The organism is Klebsiella variicola, assembly GCF_000828055.2.
In the GTDB taxonomy this organism is placed as follows: Bacteria; Pseudomonadota; Gammaproteobacteria; order Enterobacterales; family Enterobacteriaceae; genus Klebsiella; species Klebsiella variicola.
The window spans coordinates 5,145,979-5,170,241 of the sequence record NZ_CP010523.2; the positions used below are offsets into that span (position 1 = coordinate 5,145,979).

Annotated in this window: 19 protein-coding genes; 9 read left to right on the top strand and 10 right to left on the bottom strand. The window is 56.2% G+C overall.

The window, feature by feature from the left end; genetic code table 11:
- The first annotated feature begins 324 nt into the window (after positions 1-324).
- Complete coding sequence (locus SP68_RS24035) at positions 325-606, top strand: YjcB family protein (RefSeq protein WP_008807275.1); 282 nt, start codon at positions 325-327, stop codon at positions 604-606.
- Positions 607-652: 46 nt separating this feature from the next.
- Here the strand turns inward: SP68_RS24035 and SP68_RS24040 are convergent, their stop codons facing one another.
- The 4 genes from SP68_RS24040 to SP68_RS24055 are packed head-to-tail and all read right to left on the bottom strand — an operon-like array spanning position 653 to position 4,601.
- Complete coding sequence (locus SP68_RS24040; protein WP_008807276.1) at positions 653-1,510, bottom strand: ABC transporter permease; 858 nt, start codon at positions 1,508-1,510, stop codon at positions 653-655.
- Entirely contained in the window at positions 1,507-2,340 is an 834-nt protein-coding gene (locus SP68_RS24045) for an ABC transporter permease (RefSeq protein ID WP_008807277.1), read from the bottom strand. The genes SP68_RS24040 and SP68_RS24045 overlap by 4 nt, the downstream gene beginning before the upstream one ends.
- 60 nt (positions 2,341-2,400) lie before the next feature.
- The gene (locus SP68_RS24050; protein ID WP_008807278.1) at positions 2,401-3,540 is read right to left on the bottom strand and encodes an ABC transporter substrate-binding protein; all 1,140 of its coding nucleotides are present in this window, start codon (positions 3,538-3,540) and stop codon (positions 2,401-2,403) included.
- Positions 3,541-3,569: 29 nt separating this feature from the next.
- On the bottom strand, positions 3,570-4,601 hold the full coding sequence (locus tag SP68_RS24055) for an ABC transporter ATP-binding protein (protein WP_016160114.1): 1,032 nt from the start codon (positions 4,599-4,601) through the stop codon (positions 3,570-3,572).
- A 162-nt stretch (positions 4,602-4,763) separates the two neighbouring features.
- On the opposite strand from SP68_RS24055, the gene SP68_RS24060 reads away from it, so the two are divergent.
- The 3 genes from SP68_RS24060 to SP68_RS24070 are packed head-to-tail and all read left to right on the top strand — an operon-like array spanning position 4,764 to position 7,316.
- Positions 4,764-5,534 carry an MBL fold metallo-hydrolase gene (locus SP68_RS24060; RefSeq protein WP_012969156.1) on the top strand — a complete coding sequence of 257 codons (771 nt, stop codon included), beginning with the start codon at positions 4,764-4,766 and terminating at the stop codon, positions 5,532-5,534.
- Positions 5,531-6,544 (top strand): LacI family DNA-binding transcriptional regulator, encoded by a 1,014-nt coding sequence (locus SP68_RS24065; protein ID WP_023323471.1) that lies wholly within the window; start codon positions 5,531-5,533, stop codon positions 6,542-6,544. Before SP68_RS24060 ends, SP68_RS24065 begins: the two co-directional genes overlap by 4 nt.
- Before the next feature lie 10 nt (positions 6,545-6,554).
- On the top strand, positions 6,555-7,316 hold the full coding sequence (locus tag SP68_RS24070) for an inositol monophosphatase family protein (RefSeq protein ID WP_023339416.1): 762 nt from the start codon (positions 6,555-6,557) through the stop codon (positions 7,314-7,316).
- Between the two features lie 38 nt (positions 7,317-7,354).
- On the opposite strand, the gene SP68_RS24075 is transcribed toward SP68_RS24070, so the two are convergent.
- Complete coding sequence (locus SP68_RS24075) at positions 7,355-7,708, bottom strand: anti-adapter protein IraM (protein ID WP_008807283.1); 354 nt, start codon at positions 7,706-7,708, stop codon at positions 7,355-7,357.
- 270 nt (positions 7,709-7,978) lie between these two features.
- Complete coding sequence (locus SP68_RS24080; protein WP_040971097.1) at positions 7,979-8,926, bottom strand: LysR family transcriptional regulator; 948 nt, start codon at positions 8,924-8,926, stop codon at positions 7,979-7,981.
- 129 nt (positions 8,927-9,055) lie between these two features.
- Here SP68_RS24080 and SP68_RS24085 point away from each other — a divergent pair, with 129 nt between their 5' ends.
- Positions 9,056-10,222: an L-dopachrome tautomerase-related protein gene (locus SP68_RS24085; RefSeq protein ID WP_040971095.1), complete on the top strand. Its 1,167-nt coding sequence runs from the start codon at positions 9,056-9,058 to the stop codon at positions 10,220-10,222.
- Between the two features lie 39 nt (positions 10,223-10,261).
- On the opposite strand, the gene bamA is transcribed toward SP68_RS24085, so the two are convergent.
- Positions 10,262-12,685, bottom strand: a complete 2,424-nt coding sequence (bamA, locus tag SP68_RS24090) for an outer membrane protein assembly factor BamA (protein WP_012969159.1) — start codon at positions 12,683-12,685, stop codon at positions 10,262-10,264.
- 626 nt (positions 12,686-13,311) lie between these two features.
- Between bamA and SP68_RS24095 the strand changes: the two genes are divergently transcribed.
- Together SP68_RS24095 and SP68_RS24100 are read left to right on the top strand one after the other, a co-directional pair.
- Positions 13,312-15,072 carry a tannase/feruloyl esterase family alpha/beta hydrolase gene (locus SP68_RS24095; protein WP_040971093.1) on the top strand — a complete coding sequence of 587 codons (1,761 nt, stop codon included), beginning with the start codon at positions 13,312-13,314 and terminating at the stop codon, positions 15,070-15,072.
- 33 nt (positions 15,073-15,105) lie between these two features.
- Positions 15,106-15,474, top strand: coding sequence for a helix-turn-helix transcriptional regulator (locus SP68_RS24100; protein WP_008807288.1), 369 nt, complete (start codon positions 15,106-15,108; stop codon positions 15,472-15,474).
- A gap of 263 nt (positions 15,475-15,737) precedes the next feature.
- Here the strand turns inward: SP68_RS24100 and SP68_RS24105 are convergent, their stop codons facing one another.
- Positions 15,738-17,996: a TonB-dependent siderophore receptor gene (locus tag SP68_RS24105; RefSeq protein ID WP_008807289.1), complete on the bottom strand. Its 2,259-nt coding sequence runs from the start codon at positions 17,994-17,996 to the stop codon at positions 15,738-15,740.
- A gap of 588 nt (positions 17,997-18,584) precedes the next feature.
- Here SP68_RS24105 and SP68_RS24110 point away from each other — a divergent pair.
- Positions 18,585-20,165: an MltF family protein gene (locus tag SP68_RS24110; RefSeq protein WP_040971091.1), complete on the top strand. Its 1,581-nt coding sequence runs from the start codon at positions 18,585-18,587 to the stop codon at positions 20,163-20,165.
- Positions 20,166-20,301: 136 nt separating this feature from the next.
- Here the strand turns inward: SP68_RS24110 and ssb1 are convergent, their stop codons facing one another.
- The gene (gene ssb1, locus SP68_RS24115) at positions 20,302-20,829 is read right to left on the bottom strand and encodes a single-stranded DNA-binding protein SSB1 (RefSeq protein WP_008807292.1); all 528 of its coding nucleotides are present in this window, start codon (positions 20,827-20,829) and stop codon (positions 20,302-20,304) included.
- 251 nt (positions 20,830-21,080) lie between these two features.
- On the opposite strand from ssb1, the gene uvrA reads away from it, so the two are divergent.
- On the top strand, positions 21,081-23,906 hold the full coding sequence (gene uvrA, locus SP68_RS24120; RefSeq protein ID WP_008807293.1) for an excinuclease ABC subunit UvrA: 2,826 nt from the start codon (positions 21,081-21,083) through the stop codon (positions 23,904-23,906).
- Here the strand turns inward: uvrA and SP68_RS24125 are convergent, their stop codons facing one another.
- Positions 23,907-24,263 (bottom strand): MmcQ/YjbR family DNA-binding protein, encoded by a 357-nt coding sequence (locus SP68_RS24125; protein WP_008807294.1) that lies wholly within the window; start codon positions 24,261-24,263, stop codon positions 23,907-23,909.

Here is a 24,263-nt window from a genome sequence, read left to right on the forward strand (position 1 = left end):
GCGCATCTGACTCGGTTTCTCCGTGTAATAAACAGGAACTGGTAATAAAACCCGCAGAATAATAATCATTAGCAAGAGAATGAAAATAAGATAATCGGGTTTTGCTTACCTATATCCACACAAAATCAAAGCTTATTCAGCGCAGCGAAAGCTCATTTTTTGGCTGGCGAATAAAGCATCAAGTGTGATATAGTTCACACAAGTTGATGAAACAGAAATGACGTTTCATCACTCTCTAGTTTGCCAGTCGAGACCAGAGCGCTATGCCATCGTCAGTCGCGCCAGGTCATCCATGGCTCCCCGACTTTCTTTGAGGATAGGTTAATGGCTTCCATTACTACCAGTGTCGTTTTGTTGCGCTGGCCCCTGGTGAGCGCGGTACTGATGTTTCTCGCCAGCTCGTTGAATATCCAGTTACGGAAAAGCGATTATGCCGGTCTGGCAGTGATCTGCAGCTGCCTCGGCCTTGCCGCCGCCTGCTGGTTCGCCACCGGTTTGCTGGGCATCACCCTGATCGATATCGCAAAAATCTGGGGTAATATCAAAGATGTGATGATTGAGGTCATGAGTCAGACGCCGCCAGAATGGCCAATGATGATGACCTGAGGTTAAAAAGCTTCCCACCGGGAAGCTTTTTCGTTTTCTACGGTCCTTACTTCCCCAGTTTCGCCATCATCTCCGGGCGCATAAATTTATGGATCACCACCATAAAGAGCAGCGATGGCACCAGCAAAATCAGCGCCGTAATCGACGAGACCTGATAGTTACCCGACATGCTGGCGTTATAGAGCAGTAGCGGCAGCGTGGTGATATCCGGCGCGCCGACAAAGAAGGTGCCGGTAAACTCATCCAGCGACTCCAGAAAAACGAAGATGCTGGCGGCAACGATCCCCGGCGCCGCCTGCGGCAGCACAATGTGCCAGAAGGTATACACCGGTCCGGCGCCAAGGTTACGCGACGCCCGCGCCAGCAGCGGGTCGATGGATGAGAAGGCTGCCACACAGATCCACACCGAATACATCAGGCCGTGGACGCTATGCACCAGCACCACCCCCGCGATACTGCCGTTCAATCCCCACTGATAAAACAATCGGGCAACATTCATGTATACCGTCAGGTTGGGAAAGGCCTGCGGGATGAGAAACAGCAGCATAAACAGCACCCGCAGCGGCATTTTCCGCCGGGAAAGCGCATAGCCGGCGGGGACGGAAATCAGCAAACAGACCCCCACCGATAACAGGGCGATCAACACGCTGGTTAACAGCGAACCGGACACATCGCTGTATGGATTGAAAACCTGATACCAGTACTTCAACCCCCACTGACTGGGCAGCGAATGGGGAAAATACCAGCTTTCCGCTACGGTCCAGATCAACAGGTTCAGCAACGGGCCAAACATCGCCAGCAGCATAAACAGCAGCAGCAGGGTCTGCAGCGCCAGGCTGGCGCGCACTTTACGGCGCCCTTTTATCCACCATGACGGGGATGAGGCGAGAGTCAGCGCTTTCATGATTCCCCTCCTTTTTGCTGCAGGCTGTGGCGCAGGTAAAACCACGACAGCGCGCCGCAGATCGCCAGCGACACCACACCCAGCGCATTCGCCACCGCGTAATCGCCATAGGAATTCACGCGAAACGCCATATCCACCGTCAGCATCGTCGGCGTTCCGACGCCGATCATCAACGGTACCGACAGCACCGACATCATGGTCACCGTCGACAGCACCAGCGCCACGCCGATGGTCGGCAGGACCTGCGGCAGCATGATATCGAACAGGATCCGCGGCCGGGAGGCGCCAAGGTTACGCGCAGCAAGGATCTGCGACGACTCCAGCGCCGCCATCGCCCCGCAGATCAGCAGCGTGGCAAAGGCCAGTTGCTTCCAGACAAAGGTGATCACTATCCCTTTCCATCCCAGCCAGGAGAGCGTCTCCAGCGGTGTGACCAGGTCGGCCGCCACCAGCGCATTGTTCATCAGGCCATTTTTGGCGAGAAAAGTGCGCATCATCTGGGCGACGACAATAAACGGAATAAACAGCGGTAAGCGATACAAAAAACCCAGCAGACGAACAACGGGTCGGCACGGTGACAGCGCAATCACTGCCGACAGAGTAATGGCGATCAGCGCTAACAGCGCCACTGAGACCAGTACGATAATCAGCGAAAAGAGCACATCACTGGCGTAAAGCGCATAGACCTTGCGGAAGTGATCGAGCGTGAACGGCTGTCCCGGCGCGGTAAACGCCGAGACCAGCGAAAACCCCAGCGGATACAAAAACAGGATCGCGATCATCAGCGCCGCCGGAGCAACCAGCAGCAGATATTTTAATGAACTGGACATAATGCACCTGGCGTCAGCACAAGAAAGCGCCCGGGCCGACAACCCGGGCGGGAGAAGGCGTTAGTTGGCCACCTGGCTTTCGTAACCCTCTTTGATGTCGTCAAAATAGGGAGCGATCGGGAAGCTTTTGCCATACTTTGCCAGCGCTTCCGGCGAGATTTCGGCAAACAGCTTTTGCCAGGTCGCCGTATCCAGCTTCGGCTTCACCTGCCCGGCGTCGATGCCCGGATACCAGTTAAACTGCTTAACGATCCCCTGCGCCTGCACTTCCGGACTGGTGGCCAGCGCGATAAAGTCGCGCGCCAGCTGCGGATTCGCCGCCTTCGCCGGGATGACGTAATACATCGGCTGACCCGGCATACCCGGCGCCAGTAAAGCAAGCTTGATCGAGGGCGGCAGCTTGCCCTGATCTTTCCAGCTATAGAACATATCGACCCACACCGGGCCCATGGCGATTTCCCCCCGGCTCAGCATATCGAGCGTCCCGGCGTTGCCCGGGGTAAAAGTTACGTTTTTATTGAACGCCTTCAGCTTCTCATAGGCCTGCTGCCAGCCTTTTTCGACGCTTTTATCATAGGGCCCGGCGGAGAGACGCTGGGCGTCGGTCCCGTAGGCGTAGATCCAGCCCACCACAAAGCTGACGCCGGACATGCCGTTCTTGATGCCGTTATAGCCAAAAGCCTGCGGATGTTTCTGCGTCCAGGCCACCAGCTCGTCATACGACGCCGGTGGGGTACTGAGCAGATCGCTGTTCCAGGCGATAGCGGTCTGGCTTAAGAACATCGGCATGACGTATCCGTCGACGTTAACGCCCAGCGCCTGAGTGGCGCTCGGCGAACTCACCATGCCGCCGGTCTGAATATCCTGACGGTATTTTTGCAGTAATCCCTTTTCCACCTGCTCACCGCCCGCCTTCTGGTGCACTACCGCGACGTCGATATCCCACTGCTGCGCGCCGCTCTCCTGCTGGGCCGTTAGCTTCTCGCTAATTTTATTCGACCCGGCGTCGCCGGGGCCGGTACCGATCACCCGCACCTTGACGCCGGGATGAGCGGCTTCAAATTTTGGCCCCAGCCAGGTTTTTACATAATCCACCATATTCTGATCGCCCGCGGTGGCGACATTCAGAATGGTGTCGGCCTGTGCGCCAAGGCTCAGGAAGAGGGTCGTTACGATCGCTGCTTTCGTCTTAGTCAACATGGATTGTCCCCAGAATGAACACGCTGATATCACTGTGATAGTGGTAAAGGAAAAATATGCAGGGCCGGCGTTGGCACATGGAGCCGAACGCGGCTTTTTGTCGGCCAGCACTGCGCGGCATCGGCCAGTAGCAGGCGGTCATGACAGCGCACGCTGTGGCGATACAGATTGCCCAGAAACGCGCTTTGCTCCACCACGCCCTCCAGAGCAAGTCCCTCCTGCGGCGCAGGCTGCGTTAATTCAGCGAGCGCGGCATCGGCGCTGCGAAAATAAATAACTTTTTCCTCCTGCTGAGCGGCGGATAAACCGGATATTGCGGCAGCGGATAATTCACCGGAGGTTATTTTATTATCGGCGCCCATAAAATCAGCGACGAAGGGCGTCGCGGGACGTTGATATATTTGTTCCGGGGTGCCAGTTTGTTCAATACGCCCCTGATTTAATACCGCAATGCGGTCCGCCATCACTAAGGCTTCCTGCTGATCGTGGGTGACAATTAATGACGTGAAACCCAGTCTCTTTTGCAGAGATTTAATTTCATGGCGCACATTCAGGCGCACTTTGGCATCCAGATTAGATAACGGCTCATCCAGCACCAGCACCTGGGGCTCTATGGCCAGGGCTCTCGCCAGCGCCACCCGCTGCCGCTGACCGCCCGACAGTTCGGTCACTTTCACCTCGCCAAGTCCCTCAAGATTCACTATTCGCAGCAGCTCCGCCACCCGCCGCGCGATATCCGCCCCGCGCCATTTGCGCAGTTTCAGGCCATAGCCGATATTGCGCGCTACCGTCAGGTGCGGCCACAGGGCGTAGCTTTGAAACACCATGGTGATATTGCGCTGCTCCGGCGCAAGATGGGTGATCGTTCGACTGGCAATCGCCATCTCGCCGCTTTGCACCGGAATAAAGCCGCAGAGCGCGTTCAGCAGCGTGGTTTTTCCGCATCCCGACGGACCCAGCAGGGCAATCATTTCCCCTTGCTCGACCGCCAGATCGATATTATGTAAAACCACGTTATCGCCATAACTAATTTTAAGGCCGGTGATCTGTAAATAACTCATATTCGCTACCTGAAAGCGCTGCTGCGGCATTTTTTTAGCAAGGTGAACACGTGTTCATTTGGCTGTAAAAAAAATGCAACGTTAACTCGACATGATGTGAGCCTACTTTGTCGGGTATTTATGACAATTTAATTAAGCGGCAAAAAATTTTGGCGAGGGTCAATGAAAATAGATGTGCTTGGCTGCGGGAGCGCCTTTTCCTGCACGCAAAATACCTCCGCGCTGCGGGTGATCGACGCGGACAACAAACAGTGGTTAATCGACTGCGGCCCCACCGTTCCCCGCGCACTCTGGCAGCGCGGCGGTGGGGTCAATGATATTGACGCAATCTACTTCACCCACGTCCATCCGGATCACTGTACCGGTCTGACGGCGCTGCTGAATTACTGGAAAAGTGGCTCCCGTCAGAAGCCGCTGATTATCTACTGCCAGCCAGCGCAGCAGCCGGTGCTCATGCAGCTGGCCGCGCTGGCGAACTGGCCTCAGGCGGACCCTGGTTTCACCATCGACTGGCAGGAATGCCGCGAAGCCTGGACGTGGCAGGACTGGCAGATCCGCACCGCCGCCACCCAGCATGAGCTGAGTAATCGCGCCATCCGCATCACCATTGCCGGGCAGACGCTGTTTTACAGCGGCGATGGCCGGCCAACCGCCGACTCGATAGCCCTGATGGCCGGCGCCGGGCTGGCGTTTCAGGAGTGTGCCTCAGTGGCGGCCCTTGACGACGATGCTTCTCATGGCGATTTCCCCTCCTGCCTGATGCTGTTCAGAACGCTGAAGCTCCCGGCGCTGGGGCTCTATCACTGCGAGGACGCCGCCCTGTCGGCGCTGAAGCAAGCCTGTCAGCCGTGGCAGGGATTATTCGTGTCGCAGGATGGGGACCACTTTACGCTGCCGCGTCCCGCATTCGCCGACGAGGCGCATGCCCTATGAGCCCACGTAAACCCAGCGTCACCGCCCAGGATGTGGCCAGACTGGCCGGCGTCTCGCGGGCGGTGGTGTCACGCGCGCTGAGCAGCAACGGCAGCATCTCTCCCGACGCCCGGGCGCGGGTGCTGCGCGCCGCCGAAGAGCTGGGGTACCAGGTTAACTTTCTTGCCCAGGGGCTCAATCGCCAGCGCAGCCACTTAATCGGCGTGATCGTCTCACGCATCAGCGATCCTTTTCGCAGCGCCCTGCTTGATGCCCTGCTCAACGAGATCCAGCGCCAGGGCTTTCAGGCGCTGGTGAGCGAGATCCACAGCGAGCAGGACCTGGCGCACACCCTGCGCCGTTTCACGCAGTTTCGCGTCTCAGGCGTTATCGTCACCTCCGGCCAGCCGCCGGAGGCGTTGGTGAATGAGTGCGTCCAGCAGCATATCCCGGTAGTGGGCATAAACCGCCAGCCGACGATACCCGGGGTGGATTATGTCTGCTCTGACAACGTCGCCGGCGCCGAACTGGCGGCCGACCAGCTGCTGCGCAGCGGCTGCCGGCGGTTTGGCTGGCTCAACCACTCACCTTCCACCTGGGCCGGGCGCATGCGTGGGGAAGCATTCAGCCGGGCACTGCAGGCGCGCGGAGTGGACGTCGAACGCAATCTGGCGATCCTCGCCTGCCCGGAAGAGGGCTATACGGGCGGGTTTCAGGCCGCGGCGCTCGCCGACGAGGCGCTGGAGGGGATCTTCTGCGCTAACGCCCAGATTGCCTGTGGCTTTCTCGATGGAATGCGCCAGCGCGGCAAACAGGCGCCTGAGGATTATCAGTTGATTGGTTTTGATAACACGCCGCCGACCGCGCAATATAGCTACCAGCTCACCACGCTACATCAGGATGTGGCGGCGATCTCCCGCCAGACCCTCGCCCGGCTGCAGGAGCGCACCGTCGACCCTTTACAACCTTCACGCACCACCTGGGTGGAGGTGACATTAATTCACCGGCGCACGTCGCCCTTTATTATCTGAGAGCAAGACCATGACGGAAGCACAACGAGAGTCATTATGCGCCTTGATTCGCCAGGCAGGCGCCCACGCCCAGGCGCTGCGCGATGCGGGATTGCAGGTCGATAAAAAATCGCGCCAGGACTTTGTTTCGCAAGCAGATCTCGCGGTAGAACAGGAGATTAAAGGGTGGCTGAAGGCGCACTTTCCGCAGGAGGGTTTCCTCGGTGAAGAGAGCGGTTTCGAAGGCGATGAGCACACCGTCTGGGTGCTTGACCCCGTGGATGGCACCACCAACTTTATCCTTGGCATGGATTACTGGTGCATCTCACTGGCGAGAGTGTGCCAGGGCGAACTCTCGTTCGGCATCATCTACGCCCCCGATCGCAATGAGTTTTTCTTCGCCGGCCGCGGCGAAGGGGCGTTTCTCAACGGTCGTCGCCTGACGCTGCGTGAACCGGATCCCGACGCGGTGGTGATCGGCATGGGGCGCTCCAGCCGCGCCCCGGCCAGCGACTATGCCCGGGCCATCGACACGCTGCTCGACGCCGGCCTGGAGTATCGCCGTTTTGGCGCAGGCGCCCTGATGCTGGCGCATGTCGCTGCCGGTCAGATCCATGGCTATTTTGAAGCGCATATGAACAGCTGGGACGCGCTGGCGGGCATGCTGTTGATTGAGGAGGCGGGCGGAACGTGCAATGCATTTCTCGCCAATGAAGGGCTGCGGCAAGGCAACCTCGTCCTCGCCGGCTGCGCAAGCGTCCAGCCACGAATGGCCGCCCTGCTGGTCAAATAACATCGCGCCGCCGGTAGCCGACCGGCGGCTTTCTCGGGCTAACGCCAGGGTTCACCGCGCGGAATATTATTCGGGCAGCGCTTAATCGCGCAAAAGGACTGGAAAAAACAGGAGTCAGACTGCTTGCCGCCAGCCTGATACGGGCAAGATGGCCGTTCGCGTAATTTCTCCCACTGCGCCTCGTCGTACACCGTAATATTGTAGATTTTTAATGAATGATACTGGTCATTAATTAAAACTCTCGAGGAATAGAGCTTCATCGACTCGCCGGGCAGCAGTATCACATCGGCCTCGTACCACATAATAAATTTTAAGAAACGCAGGCTGGATATTGCCGAAAAGGCGATGCCGGATTGCGGGCAGATGAGAGTATTAAGAATAGTCCATTTCATATTCCTTCCTTATAAAAGATGCTACAAATTATTATCTTATATAGTGATAGCATCCATTATTATAAACTGCAAGCACACCTGACAATTATGTGACTTAAGACAATTCCTAACAACATAACCCATTATCGGTAACCTTAATTTTTCATCAAGAGATTAATGGTTAACCTCTATAAAAAAAGAAATAAATTAACCACAGAAAAGAAAATATAATAAAAAATAAGATAATATAAACATAATTGACAAAACGTCTTAGTCCTTGTGGATGAGCCCTCAGTCATAGGCATCAGGTAATGTCGCGCACAGCGTCGCCAGCGCCTCGGCAGGCATGGTCAGCAGAGTAATTAATGCCCGGGCAGCGGCTGACTGGCTTTTATGCGGCGGGTAAAGCACCGAGAAAGGCCGTGAACGTCCGGCGAACGCCGGAAGAACAGGAACCAGCTCCCCGCGCGCGATCGCCTCCTGCACAATAAACGCATAGCTCTGACAGATCCCCGCCCCCTGCAGGGCCAGCGAGACCACCCCGAGCACATCATCGGAGACATGCAGAGATGACGTCGGTAGCCAGCTGATATCCTGGCCATCCTCACGAAATACCCATTCGGCGACTTTTCCCGTTGCCGGCATAATAAATGTCAGGCATGAATGATGGCGCAAATCGGCTATTTTACTCAGCGGTCTCGCTGTCGAGCGTAAATAGGCCGGCGAGGCCACCAGACATAGCGCCGCATCCTCCAGCTTTTTTGCCACCAGGCCGCTGTCGGGTAAATGTCCCTGGCGCACCACCAGATCGAAGCCCTCAGCGATAATATCGACATTACGGTTGGTAATATTCAGCTCAATCTGTACGTCGGGGTGCAACTGACGGTACAACGCCAGCCGGGCGGGCAAACGATAGTGTCCCCAGGTGGTGGGGGCGCTCAATTTAACGCGCCCGGATAACGCCCCTTTTTGCCCCTGCGTCTCCCGTTCGGCATTATCCAGCACCTCAAACGCCTGGCGGACCTGACTCAGATAGGCGCTTCCGGCCTCGGTCAGGCTGATCCGACGGGTGGAGCGGCGCAGCAGCTGGCACCCCAGACGCGTTTCAAGACGGGTGACGGCCCGGCTTAACACCGACGGCGTCGACGACAGCGCCACCGCGCCGGCGGTAAACGACCCGCGCTCGGCCACCGCCAGAAAGACTTCTACATCCGCAAGATAATCAAACCGCCGGGCCATTTGGTTCTCCAGAGAACAAATGATTGTCATTCCAGGCATCTTATCTTCCCGAAGGGATTTAATAAAATCGTTTACCGAGGCTTAACCGGGCCATCTGCCCCTCTTTTTTACTGCTTTCTGGAGACCATGATGCATCGTTTTTCACTCTTCGTTCTCGGCCTGCTGTCCCTGGGGCAGACCGCACTGGCGGCCGGGCCTGACGCCCCTGCCCATCTGGCGCTATGGCGCAGTTATACCGGGGTCACCTGGCAGCAGCGCGTCGATGCGCATTCCGTCAATGCGCCCATCGCAGGATTGCACTTTGACGCCGCCGGTCGGGCATTTGTTAGCACCCCACGTCTGATTTCGACCCAGGCGCCCGCCACGCTCAGCCTGCTCGATACCAAGTCCCTGAGCGGCCCGGCACGACTCACCGCCTTTCCGTCCACCGCGGCCAACAGCATCAGCGCCGATCCCCGCACGCACCTGCGCAATGTGCTGGGCTTTTACGTCGATAACCGCAACGGCTGGCTATGGGCGTTAGATCAGGGCTTTGTCGCAGGGGAAAAGACGGCGCCGCCGGGGGCGCAAAAAATCATGATCTATGCGCTCAGCGACGGTCATCTGGTGCAGCGTATTCCGCTCGACAGCGTCGCCGACCGGGAAGGAAGCTTCCTCAACGATATTGTGGTCGATGAGGCGCGCCGGGTGGCGTATATCGCCGACAGCGGCCTGCGCAGCGCGCCGGACAATCAGACCGGACTGATCGTCGCGGATGCTAACCGTGGGACGGTCCGCCGGGTACTGAACCAGCACCCGGCGTTGATGCCGGTTGCCGGTCTGCAGGTGGTTTCACATGGGGAAACGGTCTGGCCGGGCAACCCCATTATGCTTGGTATCAATGGTATTGCGCTGTCACCGGACCAGGAAACCCTCTACTGGACGGTCACCACCGGTACCACGGCGCGGACCATCGCCACCGCCGCGCTGCGCGATCCCGCGATGAACGAACGCCAGCTCGCCGCGGCCATCCGTACCGCGGGTGAGGTCGGCGGGAATAGCGATGGGATCGTGGTCGATAAGCATGGCGCACTCTATATCACCGATGTGACCCATAACGGTATTGTCCGTTATCGCCCGCAGAGCGGGCGGTTCACCCTGCTGGCCGCTGACGATCGCGTGTACTGGCCCGATACGCCGACTATCGGCCCGGATGGCGCGGTAATGTTCACCGCCAGCCATTTGAACCAACACTTCGCTCAGGCGGTAAAGCCGGGAGAAGAGAAATATACCATCTGGAAAGTGGTGCAACCCTGATCCACACGGCAGGCAGGCCCGTTGGACCTGCCTGCGTTTTTACCAGGTTTTGCCAATATTAAACTGAAACTGTTCTGCTTTATCGCCATCATACTTTTTAAATGGCTCTGCCCAGGAGAAGACCAGTGGACCGAGGGGAGACATCCACTGCACGGCAATCCCCGCGGAGAGACGAATATGACCCGGATCGCCGTAATCAGGGATCCCTGCCGCCAGCGTCTGCGCGGTGTTCTGCCAGGATGTGCTCCAGACCGTCCCGGCATCAACAAACAGCGAGGTTCGCAAGCTATCGGCGTACTTATCATTCACAAAGGGGGTTGGAATGATAAATTCGCTGTTCAGCACCGCCATGGCATTCCCGCCGACCGCATCAGATGAGGCGTCCAGCGGGCAGGCGCTATAGCTGCTTTCGCTACCATTGCAGCGGTAATAGGCCGCTTTAGGCCCAATGGTGTTAGAAGAGAAGCCGCGCACTGACGACGAGCCGCCGGCGTAAAAGTTATCGTAGAACGGTACACTTTTGCCGTCTAACCCACCGGCATAGCCTGCACGCAAACGTTCCATCCAGACCCAGCGCTTATTCTCGCTCAGCGGCAGATACTGGGCGGTGTCAAATGAGAGCTTGTAGTAGCTATTATCCGAACCGGGGAGGGTCACTTTACCGCTAAGACTGCTCTTGTTTCCCGCACGCGGGAAGAAGCCGCGATCGAGATCGTTATATCCCCATCCAAGACTCACAAAATAGTCGTTGGCGCTATATTTCGCGCCGCTGTCGCCATCTTTCGTCACCACGCTGGGCTCGATTCCCCGGGAGCTGAGGTAGCGCCAGGTCGTCAGCTCCGGATCCATATTGGTCAGGCGATTATGAACATAATCCAGTCCCAGGTTCAGGGAGTTATTTTCGCTAATGGGAAACCCCAGCGTACTGCCTAAGCCATAGCTCTGCTGGTTATAGCTCCCGGCATCCGCATCGGAAGCATCATAGCTGTTATAAAAAATCTTTCCGCCCAGGCTGATGCCATCGACGGTAAACCACGGGTTCGTCGCCCCCAGTTCAAGATAAGACTGGTAGCTGTTGCGCGTCCCGTTGAAGCTAACGCTATTACCCGTTCCCAGCCAGTTATCCTGAGTCACGCCAAGCTGATAGCTCACGCCGCTGTCCGTACCAAATCCCAGGCCCACGTTAAATGAGCCGGTGTTGCGCTCCTTCACCTTGTAGACCACATCGACCTGATCTGCCGTCCCACTGACCGGAACGATCTGCTGTTCAACGTTCTCAAAAAAACCCGTTCGGTCAAGACGTACTTTCCCTTGTTCGACTTTTTCGTTGTTGAGCCACGCCCCTTCCATTTGGCGCATTTCACGACGCAGCACCGCGTCCCGGGAGGTGTCGTTACCGGAAAATCGGATCTGGCGTACCGAGTAGCGGCGGCCCGCGTTGACCTGAATATGCAGCGCCACGCGGTGATGCGCATCATCGATTTCCGGCGTGGTCGTCACCTGCGGCCAGGCATAACCATACTTACCGAAACGCTTTTTGATCTCATTTTCAACTGTGGTGACTTGCGCCCCGCTGTACCATGCCCCCGCCAGCGGCTGGGCAAGGGCCTCGATCTCTGGGCCATGCTGCGCCAGGTCGCCTGTCACCTGAGTTCGGTCGACCCGATAACGTTCGCCTTCATTGAGGGCGATAGTGATATACAGGGATTTTTTATCTGGCGTCATACTGACCTGCGTGGACTCGATAGCAAAGCGCGCATAGCCGCGATCGAGATAAAAACTGCGCAGCGTTTCCAGATCGGCTTCCAGCTTCTGCTTCTGGTATTTTTTATCGGCTACCACGTTCCACCACGGCACATTATCGCGTAGCTGAAGCTGGTCCAGGAGCGTCTCTTCCCGAAACGCCTGATTACCGATAATGTTTATTTGTGCGATTTTCGCCGAGATGCCTTCCTGAAAGACGAACGTTAAGTCAACGCGATTACGCGGTAACGGGGTCACCACCGCGTGAACCTGCGCACTGTATTTCCCCGCACTGTAATAGAAATCCTGTAACCCTTTTTCTATTTCGCTAAGCGAATTTCTGTCCAGTGCGCTACCTGCAGAAATACCGGACGCGGTGAGATTTTCCTTTAGCGCATCATCCTTCACTGACTTATTCCCGGAAAAACTGACGCTGGCAATAGTGGGCCGTTCCTTAACCTGCACCACCAGCGTTTTCCCATCGCGCAGGATCTGGACATTCTCGAAATTGCCGCTCGCATACAGCGCGCGCACAGCCTCGCTGACATCTTCTGGCGTCACCGCATCTCCCGCGTGCAATGGCATACTTAATAGCGCTGCCCCGACGGTCACGCGCTGTAGCCCTTCAAAACGGATATCATCAACTTGATATGATGTTGCGGCATATAACGTTAAAGGGGCGATCAATAATCCGCTGATGATATGAGTCTTTTTTAACATGAATGTGTCGTCTACGAGATAATGAGCAATAGCAGTATTCTGCTGGCGTTGAGCTTATTTGTTCAGGATGCATCTCTAAAATGTGCGACAGAAAATAACCTGAGCGAGGCGCAGAATTACATGCAATTATGGCGATAAAATGGAGAAAAAAAGGATGTTAAATCATCTTTAAAAATATATTTAATGATGGAACTTTTGCTGAACGCCGTGGTTCTAATGGCCAACACCAGGGCTATATTTAGATTTACCTGAACGTTTTTTTATTAAAAAAGCCCCCTTTCTTGTTAATGAAAAGGGGGAAAATTCTCGTTAGGAATGATGCTCTCTGGGATCACCAGGAACAGGGAGAAAAATATCCTGAAACCCAGCAGATATAATGAAGAGAAATTGAATAAATTATGCAACTGATATCACAACATTCTACCCCGTATACACTGCCAAAGGCCGTTAACGAACATCTCCATATTTTCCTCAAAATAGCAGAATACAGTAGGGTCGCCTTATCAAGGCATCAAGGAAAGTCTATCGTTATCTACAATAGCCAAGCAGTGGCGCCTCGCCAGGGAAGGTGAGGCATAGGCTTCGCCATCCTGCCGCCTCCCATCATTAGCAACAGGGAACTGCGTATGACACGCTTACTCAAGACGATCTTACCCGTCATCCTCTGCACCCTCTTTGGGTTATCGTTCGCTTCACCCACGCAGGCTGCCGCCAGTCTGCCGATGGTTCTCCCCGCGCTAACATGCGATGCGCTGAGCGCGACCGACTTCAGCGCCGCCGTTGGCGCAAAGGTCACTATCAACCACACTGAAATGCAAACCTCCGCGCAGGGAAGCTGGTGCAAGGTGAGCGCCACTATCGCCCCCCAGATTGGCGTGCAGATTGCCCTGCCGACCCAACGCTGGAGTCAACGTTTCTTGCAGGTCGGCTGCGGCGGACTGTGCGGGAGTATTAACCTGAGTCTGTCGAATGCCAGCGGCTGCCTGCCGGCAATGAACGGCGAGTTTGTGGTGGCAGCAACCGATATGGGGCACCATGGCAGTATGATGGATGCTTCATGGGCCGAGGATCCGCAAAAGCGCATCGATTTTGCCTGGCGCGCCAACCACCTGACCGCCGTGCTGACCAAAGCGGTGATTCAGACGCTTTACCGCCAGCAACCAAAGTACGCGTACTTTATGGGCTGCTCAGACGGCGGTCGCGAAGCATTGATGGAAGCACAGCGCTTTCCGCAAGATTTTGACGGTATCAGCGCTGGCGCGCCTGCGGCCTTTTTCCAGTTTCAGAATTCCTTCTTCCACGGCTGGAATGTGGCCGCCAATCAGCGTCCGGACGGTACCGCTATCCTGCTGAAAGATCGCCTTCCTCTGATTCACCAGGCCGTGCTGGCTCACTGCCCGACGCTTTCCGGCGTGCAGGATGGTATCCTGCAAAATCCGTATGCCTGTCAGTTCTCTGAGTCATGGCTCCCCCGCTGTCCTGCCGATGCTCAGGACCGTTCTACCTGCCTGACGCAGGAAGAGATCGAGGTGGTGAAAAAACTCTACCGCGGCGCTTACGACAGCCACGGCGCCCAGTTTGTCGCTGGCGGTCTGCCGCTGGGCTCCGAGCTACGCTGGCCGGTGCCCGAGACCCCGACCGGCCACTCGATGTCGGAAATGATGGTACTGCCGGCTCTGCAATCCGTGCTCCTGCCGGGAGGAAAACAGAAGATCCAATCGATGCGGGATTTCCCACTGAACCAGCAGAATTTTGACGCCGTCGCTCAACTGGCACCGCTCTATAACGCGGCAAATACCAATCTTCATGCCTATCAACAGCGCGGCGGCAAGCTTATCCTGTGGCACGGTCTGGCCGATGACTCCGTCAGCCCAGCCTTTTCTATCGCCTATTACCGCGGCGTAGAAGCAGAGATGGGCCATGCCGCAACGGATACCTTCCTGCGGTTATTCCTGCTGCCTGGGGTAGCCCATTGCGGTAATGGCGAAGGTTACGATCAAATTGATCTCCTTACCCCGCTGATGCGCTGGACCGAGGAAGGCATCGCGCCGCAAGAGATCATGGCCGGAAAACGGGCGCCAACCGCCACCAGCCTGCCGCCGATGACAGAAAAACCAGATGCCCAAACGCAGTTTCACGGCGTGCAGAAAGTCAGTCAGCCTTTCGCTGACGCCGCCCCAGCCGTTATCGCGACTCGCCCGGCGTACCCCTTTCCGGCCATTGCCCGTTATAACGGGCACGGCGACGTGAATGACGGCGAAAATTATCATGCAGAGCAATCAACCGCGTTTGGTCATCTGCAGCTGGCAAAACCCGCCAGCGACTATATTGGCCCTGATAATCAAAAAAATTATCAGGTTCGCCACGGCGAACTCACTGTTCAATAAACCCCAAGGCTCCTCGCTGAGGAGCCATTCGTTATGGGATTAGCCGCAATCATGCGTAGCAAAACGCTCCAGCAATCGGTATTAAACGACCTGCTCTTGTGGATCGATAATAATCTGGATAAGAAACTGACCGTCGACGATCTGAGCGATATCTCTGGTTATTCCCCCTGGCATTTATTTCGACTCTTCCGCCATTATTTTGATCGTTCGCCCATGGAATATATCCGCCAGCAGCGCATGTCGCTGTGTTGCCGTTTATTGCTGACGACGCCTGGTTACCGAATCGTCGATATTTGTATGATGGTCGGTTATGACGATCTCAGTGCGTTTAATCGTACCTTCAAAAAATATTATGCGCTCACACCCACTCAGTATCGCTATCAGATCACGCGGCAAAAATAAGGAGGTCCCCCTCCTCCGCATCGCTGCGGTTGGGAATGGAAGGGGGACAGGGGATATTACAGAAGGGAAATAGCAGGATGCTATTATCGAACCCGGTCGGGATCAACGACCTTGCGCGACGGAAATCAGTATAAAAGGATATGTTGAGCTAATAATGTAGAGGGCGTGAAGATTTTGTCACGATTTATAACCGCCTCCTCCGCTCTCATCTGAAATAAAAAAACCGGGTCGCGCTGCACCCGGTTTACTCCTCATCAGCATCATCAGAAATGAGTATTAACGCTCATAAAGAAGGTCCGCCCCGACTCGTTATAGGTCTCCGCACCCGCGCCATACAGATAAGCCCCCGTCGTCGCGTTGCCGGTCGTTTGCGCATTCCCTGCCCGGTAGTGGCGAATATCAAACAGGTTATCTATCCCGCTGGTGAAGCTCAGATTTTTGTTCACATCCCAGGTCGCACTGAGGCCGACAATGCTGTATGGGCTGACTTCGTTTAGTTCGCTGCCGCTGACCGCCTCGCCCTTATAATTAAAGCGTTTTGGTTTCTGTCGACCATACCAGGTAAAGGTGCTCTGCAGGGAGAGATCTTCACGAACCTGCCAGCTCAAAGTCGAGTTCAGGGTAAACTGCGGGATCACTGACAGCCGGTCGCCTGTCGTCTTATTCTTGCTCTGCAGCATCCATGTCAGGTTATTGCTCCAGTTAACCGTCTCCCCCACCGGAAGATTCAGCGTTCCTTCCAGGCCTTCCACTAACGCCTTTGGTACGTTTTCCCACTGATAGATATTGGTGGTGCCGTTGCTGGCGGTGCCCACCGCCGCGTACCCTGACTCAATCTTGTTGTGATAGTCGTTACGGAACCAGGTGATTCCCGCCTGATAGCCATCATGCTTGTACTCAAGACCAATCTCTTTATTAACGCTGGTCTCCGCTTTCAGGTCGCTATTCCCCATCAGATAGCAGGCGGAACTACTGGCATAACAGCCTTGACCGTTGCTGTAGAGAATATAGTTCGGGTTCAACTGGTAGAGGTTAGGTGCCTTGTAAGCGCGGGCAATGCCCAGCTTCAGCGTCCAGTCATCCGTCAACTCCTGGGAGAGGTTCAGTGAGGGGCTCCAGTTATTGCCGACGATGCTGTGGTGATCGAAGCGCAGGGCGGGTGTCAGCATGGTACTGTCCGTTAGCGCCATATTATCTTCGGTAAACAGCGAGAAGATCTCGGCGCTGGAGTACGGGCTACGACCGGTAGCCGACACACCGTCGATAGTCCCGTAAGAGAGCGCCTGGGTTGTCGATACGCCATCTTTCATCCGCTGCTGATTCCATTCGGTGCCCAGCGTCAGATTCTGATCGACCCCCAGCGTAAACGGAATATTCACTTCGCTATGTAGCAGGACATCGGCCAGATCGATATCTGAAAACTCGCTACTGGAGAAGATCCCTTCCGTACCGCCCGCCAGCCCTTCATTCATTCGCGAGTTACGGGTGTGTTCGTACTGGGCATAGCTGTTGCTGGTCACGCCATTATCCCAGCCGCCGGTCCATGTGACGCCGTAAGTTTGCCGGTAGAGACGGTTGGTCTCTTTCCCGTACATACTCTTCACCAACGTACTGGTATTGGTGTTTTGCGTGTCGCCGGCATAGAGGTTGCCCTGGCGGCTGTAGCCGGCCTCAAACTCCAGGGCCTGCATCGGGGCGAACTCCCAGCGTAGCTTACTGTGAATATCTTTGTTCACCACCCCTTCACGTCCGGCGGGATAAGAACCGGCGTAGGAACCGGTACGCTCCGCTTCATGCCCGGCGTTAATGTCCTGAGCATCAGCCTGGGTTTTACTCAGATTACCCCAGAGATTGAAGCTGACACTGTCCGACAGTGGACCATTGAGGCTAAAGTTGGTACGTTTCGTCGCCCCTTCTTTACGGTGCTGCGGAGCATTCATATAGGTATTCCACGACCCGTGCCATTCTGGCGTGGTCGGTTTGGTCACGATGTTGACGACCCCGCCCATCGCGCCATTACCATAGCGCGCCGCCGCCGGGCCGCGGATCACATCGATATGATCGATCATCTCCGCTGGCACCCAACTGGTATCGCCGCGGGAGTCACGATCGCCGCGCCATCCATACCGCACCGAGTTACGGCTGGTCACCGGTTTACCATCGACCAGCACCAGCGTATTCTCGGGCCCCATGCCACGGATATCAATTTGCCGGTTGTTGCCGCGCTGACCACTGGTGGAGTTGCCGGTCAGGTTTACCCCAGGTTGCGTACGAATTAACTCCGATACATCGCGGGCGGGGGGATGTTTGCGAATCTCCTCTGCGGTAATGGTCGACACGCCCGGTGCCTGCAGGTTCTGCCTGGCAGCGGTCACCACCATCGTTTCCTCCTGGTTTTCGGCCGTTGGGGTGCTCTTATCGCGCGTCGATTGTTCTGTCATATTCTCTGCCGCCTGCAGCGGCACGCTACAGGCGAGCAAAGGAATGACGATCCCCAGCGGGAAGTGAGACGTGTATTTCATAGAATATGCCCTGTTTTCTGTTGCTGTCGGGCATAACGCCTTCCCCAATTGAAAAAACAATGGGATAAAATACTCGCCTCTGCGCCTCGCCAGATTTTGGCGTAGGTCAGCCCCTTCCCGATAGTCATGGGAATAAGAAAACAGCATGAGGCATAATAAAATTAAGTGCCCTGTTTCATCATTAGAGAAAAAGCGCTGCGCGCTATTCTTTGATAGCGTAATCCAGACAGCGAATAATAAGAGTAATGTGCTGTGCTACGGTAATAAAAATGAGATTCATTATCAAGATGATAATAATCAATATCGGAGAAAAATAAAATAAACACAAATAATCAAACGGTTACAACAAAACAAATGGAGAAGAATAAAATAAAAATATCATCATCATTTTCTATTTATCATTAAAAAAACACATTTCCGCCATATTATCTCCATAGTTAAAGTAAAGATAAAAGCACATTAATAGCAAGCGATAGAATGGGAGAAGACTATTTGTCGGCATCGTTATGTTTTTTACGCCCTTGTCGTGCCCGGCTAACGGCAGCCGTTCTGCTAAAATAATCACATCCCCCTGCGGAGTGTTCCTCCATGAACGCCAACTTGCTATCACGCCTGTTTATCGCCTGGCTCACCTGCCTCGCGGCGCTGTTATTCGCCCCTATCCTGCTTGCGGCGGAGGCGGAAAAAGCGCCGCCAGTCGCAACCGAAGACAATACGCTGTCGATCCACATCGACGATATGCTGCAGCCATGGAAAGGCGATCTGCCCGGCATGACCGAGCGGCGCACCATTCGGGTATTAACCACCTACAGCAAGACCTTCTTTTTTATTGATAAAGGCACTCAGCGCGGAGCAACCCACGATATCTTTATGGCGCTGGAAAACGATCTGAATAAGCAGTTGGCGAAGGATAAAAAGCTCAAACAGCGCCACCTGAAGCTGCATATCGTTTTTGTGCCGGTCAGCCGGGATAATCTCTTTATCGCGCTTAATGAAGGTAAAGGCGATATTGCGGCTGCCAATCTGACCATCACGCCCTCGCGGGAAGCCCAGGTCGATTTCGCCCAGCCGCTCTACAGCAACGTGAAAGAATTACTGATCTCCGGGCCGGCATCGCCGAAGATCGACAGCCTGGAGCAGCTCTCCGGCCAAACCGTCTTTGTTCGCCGCTCCTCCAGCTATTACGAGAGTCTGCAGGCGCTGAATGCCCGATTTGCCAGTGAGTCGCGGCCGCCGGTTATCCTGGAGGCAGCGCCGGAAGCGCTGGAGGATGAAGATCTGCTGGAAATGCTCAACGCCGGGCTGATTCCGCTGATCGTCGTCGATCAACACAAAGCCGTTTTCTGGAAACAGGTGTTTCCGAAAATTCAGATCCATGACAACGTGGTGCTGCGCGACGGCGGCAACATTGCCTGGGCGGTACGCAAAGACAGCCCGCAGCTGCTGGCGGTGCTAAACAACTTCGTCAAAAAGAATCGTCAGGGCACCACGCTGGGTAATACCCTCCTGCTGCGTTACCTGAAAAATGCCAAATATGTCAAAAATGCCGCCGCGAGTAAGGAAAGGCGCAAGTTCCTCGCCATGGTGGAAGTCTTCCGCAAATATGGCGATCGCTACGATGTCGACTGGCTGCTGATGGCGGCCCAGGGGTACCAGGAATCGCGACTGAACCAGTCGGTGCGAAGCCACGTCGGCGCCGTCGGGGTAATGCAGGTGATGCCCAGCACCGGAAAAGAGCTGAAAGTGGGCGATATTAAACAGCTGGATCCCAACATCCATGCTGGCGTGAAATACATGCGCTGGATGATAGATCGCTACTATGCTGATGAGCCCATGACCCGGCTCGATAAGGCGCTGTTTGCCTTTGCCTCCTATAACGCGGGTCCGGCGCGTATCGCCCGCCTGCGCACCATGACTAAACAGCGAGGATTTGACCCGAACGTCTGGTTCGGTAATGTCGAAAATCTGGCGGCAGAAAAAATTGGCGCCGAGACGGTCACCTACGTCAGTAATATCTATAAGTATTACATCGCCTATCGGCTGATCGTCGATGATATGGCCCGCAAACAGAAAGCGACGGCCGCGCCGCGACAGGAGCCAGCAGCAGAGCCAGTGAAACCGCAGCCCAGCGTGGCGACGCCGGAGACCGCTCAGGCGCCCTCTGCCTGAAACGCTCGTCGCCGCAGGTTAAAAACCGGTTCTGACACGGTGGCGCAGAAAAAATGCTGAAAGGATAAAGAAAAAGCCCCGGCGAAACCGGGGCTTTTTGTATTTTACGGCGCAGGCAACGCGTTTAAGGCAAGCCTTAAAACGGGATGTCGTCGTCGAAGTCCATCGGCGGTTCGTTAGAAGAAGGCGCTGCCGGGGCCTGCTGCTGCGGACGGGACTGTGCGCCGCCGCTGAACTGGTTGCCGCCCTGCGGCTGCTGAGGCTGACCCCAACCGCCCTGCTGCTGGCCGCCGCCTGCCGGCGCGCCGCCACCCTGACGGCCGCCCAGCATCTGCATGGTGCCGCCAACGTTAACCACGACTTCGGTGGTGTATTTCTCCTGACCGGATTGATCGGTCCACTTGCGGGTACGCAGCTGGCCTTCGATATATACCTGAGAGCCTTTGCGCAGATACTCGCCAGCGACTTCCGCCAGTTTGCCGAACAGCACAACGCGGTGCCACTCGGTCTGCTCTTTCATTTCGCCGGTCTGCTTGTCACGCCAGGATTCGGAAGTTGCCAGCGTGAAGTTGGCGACAGCGCCGCCACTTGGCATGTAGCGTACTTCCGGGTCCTGCCCCAGATTACCGACGAGAATCACCTTGTTTACGCCTCTGCTGGCCATGTTCGTGTCTCCTGAATACGTTTCTTAATAGTTTAAACGCGCGAGTGTACCATTTCCACGTAGCATTTTGATAGCTGCGAGGCTGATTCCAGAGATAGCACTCGTACAAGACATTGTTGCACACTCCCCCTGAATTTGCATTCCGATACTGTATATTCATTCAGGTTAAATTGTGTCATAATTAGCCGTTTCTGCCGTTTGTCCTTCAAGCAAACCAGGCAATCCGTGTATCTACCTACCGGGAAAGGTGAATGGATAAGATCGAAGTTCGGGGCGCCCGCACCCATAATCTCAAAAACATCAACCTCGTTATCCCGCGCGACAAACTCATTGTCGTCACCGGGCTTTCCGGGTCTGGCAAATCTTCACTCGCTTTCGACACCCTGTATGCCGAAGGCCAGCGTCGCTACGTCGAATCGCTCTCCGCCTATGCGCGACAGTTCCTGTCGCTGATGGAGAAGCCGGACGTCGACCATATCGAAGGGCTGTCGCCGGCGATTTCCATCGAACAGAAATCAACCTCTCACAACCCCCGTTCGACGGTGGGTACCATTACCGAAATTCACGACTACCTGCGTCTGCTGTACGCCCGCGTCGGTGAACCGCGCTGTCCGGATCACGACGTGCCGCTGGCGGCGCAAACCGTCAGCCAGATGGTCGATAACGTCCTCGCGCAGCCGGAAGGCCTGCGCCTGATGCTGCTGGCGCCCATTATTAAAGAGCGTAAAGGCGAGCACACCAAAACCCTGGAAAACCTCGCCAGCCAGGGCTACATCCGCGCGCGGATCGACGGCGAAGTCTGCGATCTTTCGGATCCGCCGAAGCTGGAGCTGCAGAAGAAGCACACCATCGAGGTGGTCATCGACCGCTTTAAGGTGCGCGACGATCTGGCGCAGCGCCTGGCCGAGTCGTTCGAAACCGCGCTGGAGCTCTCCGGCGGTACCGCCATTGTGGCCAATATGGATGATGAAAAAGCGGAAGAACTGCTGTTTTCCGCTAACTTCGCCTGCCCGATCTGCGGCTATAGCATGCGCGAGCTGGAGCCGCGCCTGTTCTCCTTCAACAACCCGGCGGGCGCCTGCCCGACCTGCGACGGCCTCGGCGTTCAGCAATATTTCGATCCCGACCGCGTGGTGCAGAATCCGGAGCTGTCGCTGGCGGGCGGCGCCATCCGCGGCTGGGATCGCCGCAACTTCTACTACTTCCAGATGCTGAAGTCGCTGGCGGAGCACTATAAATTCGACGTCGAAGCGCCGTGGGGCACCCTCAGCGCCAGCGTGCAGAAAGTGGTCCTGTACGGTTCCGGTAAAGAGAATATTGAATTCAAATACATGAACGATCGCGGCGACACCTCGGTACGTCGTCACCCGTTCGAAGGCGTGCTGCACAATATGGAGCGCCGTTACAAAGAGACGGAATCCAGCGCCGTGCGCGAAGAGCTGGCGAAATTCATCAGCAACCGCCCATGCGCCAGCTGTGACGGCACGCGGCTGCGTCGTGAAGCGCGCCACGTGTTTGTAGAGAACACCCCGCTGCCGACCATTTCCGATATGAGCATCGGCCACGCGATGGACTTCTTCAACAACCTGAAGCTCTCCGGCCAGCGGGCGCAAATCGCTGAGAAAGTGCTGAAAGAGATCGGCGATCGCCTGAAGTTCCTTGTCAACGTCGGTCTGAACTATCTGACGCTTTCCCGTTCGGCGGAAACGCTCTCCGGCGGCGAAGCCCAGCGTATCCGTCTGGCGAGCCAGATTGGCGCCGGGCTGGTTGGTGTGATGTACGTGCTGGATGAGCCTTCTATCGGCCTGCACCAGCGCGATAACGAACGCCTGCTGGGTACCCTGATCCATCTGCGTAATTTAGGCAACACGGTGATCGTCGTTGAGCATGACGAAGACGCGATTCGCGCCGCCGACCATGTGATCGATATCGGCCCTGGCGCTGGGGTCCACGGCGGCCAGGTGGTGGCCGAAGGGCCACTGGACGCCATTATGGCGGTACCAGAATCCCTCACCGGGCAGTTCATGAGCGGTAAGCGCAAAATCGAAGTGCCGAAACAGCGCGTACCCGCCAATCCGGAAAAAGTGCTGAAACTGACCGGCGCGCGCGGCAACAACCTGAAGGATGTGACGCTGACCCTGCCGGTCGGTCTGTTTACCTGCATTACCGGCGTTTCCGGCTCGGGTAAATCGACGCTGATTAACGACACCCTGTTCCCGATTGCTCAGCGCCAGCTTAACGGCGCGACCATCGCCGAACCGGCGCCGTATCGCGATATCCAGGGGCTGGAGCACTTCGATAAAGTGATCGATATCGACCAGAGCCCGATCGGCCGTACGCCGCGCTCCAACCCGGCGACCTATACCGGGGTGTTTACGCCGGTGCGCGAACTGTTCGCCGGGGTGCCGGAATCACGTTCACGCGGCTATACGCCAGGGCGCTTTAGTTTTAACGTTCGCGGCGGGCGCTGTGAAGCCTGCCAGGGTGATGGCGTCATTAAGGTTGAGATGCACTTCCTGCCGGATATCTATGTGCCGTGCGACCAGTGCAAAGGCAAACGCTATAACCGCGAAACGCTGGAGATTAAGTACAAGGGTAAGACCATCCACGAAGTGCTGGATATGACCATTGAAGAGGCGCGTGAATTCTTTGATGCCGTACCGGCGCTGGCGCGTAAGCTGCAAACCCTGATGGACGTCGGCCTGACCTATATCCGTCTCGGCCAGTCGGCGACGACGCTGTCCGGCGGCGAGGCGCAGCGCGTGAAGCTGGCGCGCGAACTCTCCAAACGCGGTACCGGCCAGACGCTGTATATCCTCGATGAGCCGACCACGGGTCTGCACTTCGCCGATATTCAGCAGTTGCTGGAAGTGCTGCATCAGCTGCGCGATCAGGGCAATACCATCGTGGTGATTGAGCATAACCTCGATGTGATTAAAACTGCCGACTGGATTGTCGATCTGGGTCCGGAAGGCGGTAGCGGCGGCGGCGAAATACTGGTCTCCGGTACACCTGAGACCGTCGCCGAGTGCGAAGCCTCGCACACCGCGCGCTTCCTGAAGCCGATGCTGAAATAATTAGCGGGATAGCTGCTGCCGGACCGACTCCGGCAGCATTTTCACCGCCTGCTGGTAAGATGCATCGACCAGGTAGTAGATTTGCGAATCCGGCAGCGAGCCATCCAGAAAGACGGTGCTCCAGTGCGCTTTATTGAGATGCTTGCTGGGCCGGACATCGCGATGCTGCTCTCGCAGCAGCTCCGCCAGTTCCGGGCTCGCTTTCAGCGCGACCGCCGGCCGCTGGTCCTCCACTTCCTTCACCATGGCAAACAGCACGTCCGAGACTTTGATCTGCGTGGCTTTCCAGTCGCTATGGACGCTCTGCTCCGCTCCCGGTTTCGCCATGCAGTACTGCAATAACTCCGAAATTGTCAT

Bases quoted from the DNA above. Each gene is read 5' to 3' on its own strand.
- SP68_RS24070 (WP_023339416.1), top strand. From the start codon at position 6,555: ATGACGGAAGCACAACGAGAGTCATTATGCGCCTTGATTCGCCAGGCA.
- SP68_RS24125 (WP_008807294.1), bottom strand. From the start codon at position 24,263: ATGACAATTTCGGAGTTATTGCAGTACTGCATGGCGAAACCGGGAGCG.
- ssb1 (WP_008807292.1), bottom strand. From the start codon at position 20,829: ATGGCCAGCAGAGGCGTAAACAAGGTGATTCTCGTCGGTAATCTGGGG.
- SP68_RS24110 (WP_040971091.1), top strand. From the start codon at position 18,585: ATGAACGCCAACTTGCTATCACGCCTGTTTATCGCCTGGCTCACCTGC.
- bamA (WP_012969159.1), bottom strand. From the start codon at position 12,685: ATGTTAAAAAAGACTCATATCATCAGCGGATTATTGATCGCCCCTTTA.
- SP68_RS24095 (WP_040971093.1), top strand. From the start codon at position 13,312: ATGACACGCTTACTCAAGACGATCTTACCCGTCATCCTCTGCACCCTC.
- SP68_RS24065 (WP_023323471.1), top strand. From the start codon at position 5,531: ATGAGCCCACGTAAACCCAGCGTCACCGCCCAGGATGTGGCCAGACTG.
- SP68_RS24035 (WP_008807275.1), top strand. From the start codon at position 325: ATGGCTTCCATTACTACCAGTGTCGTTTTGTTGCGCTGGCCCCTGGTG.
- SP68_RS24040 (WP_008807276.1), bottom strand. From the start codon at position 1,510: ATGAAAGCGCTGACTCTCGCCTCATCCCCGTCATGGTGGATAAAAGGG.
- SP68_RS24080 (WP_040971097.1), bottom strand. From the start codon at position 8,926: ATGGCCCGGCGGTTTGATTATCTTGCGGATGTAGAAGTCTTTCTGGCG.
- SP68_RS24100 (WP_008807288.1), top strand. From the start codon at position 15,106: ATGGGATTAGCCGCAATCATGCGTAGCAAAACGCTCCAGCAATCGGTA.
- SP68_RS24105 (WP_008807289.1), bottom strand. From the start codon at position 17,996: ATGAAATACACGTCTCACTTCCCGCTGGGGATCGTCATTCCTTTGCTC.
- SP68_RS24045 (WP_008807277.1), bottom strand. From the start codon at position 2,340: ATGTCCAGTTCATTAAAATATCTGCTGCTGGTTGCTCCGGCGGCGCTG.
- SP68_RS24085 (WP_040971095.1), top strand. From the start codon at position 9,056: ATGCATCGTTTTTCACTCTTCGTTCTCGGCCTGCTGTCCCTGGGGCAG.
- uvrA (WP_008807293.1), top strand. From the start codon at position 21,081: ATGGATAAGATCGAAGTTCGGGGCGCCCGCACCCATAATCTCAAAAAC.
- SP68_RS24075 (WP_008807283.1), bottom strand. From the start codon at position 7,708: ATGAAATGGACTATTCTTAATACTCTCATCTGCCCGCAATCCGGCATC.
- SP68_RS24060 (WP_012969156.1), top strand. From the start codon at position 4,764: ATGAAAATAGATGTGCTTGGCTGCGGGAGCGCCTTTTCCTGCACGCAA.
- SP68_RS24055 (WP_016160114.1), bottom strand. From the start codon at position 4,601: ATGAGTTATTTACAGATCACCGGCCTTAAAATTAGTTATGGCGATAAC.
- SP68_RS24050 (WP_008807278.1), bottom strand. From the start codon at position 3,540: ATGTTGACTAAGACGAAAGCAGCGATCGTAACGACCCTCTTCCTGAGC.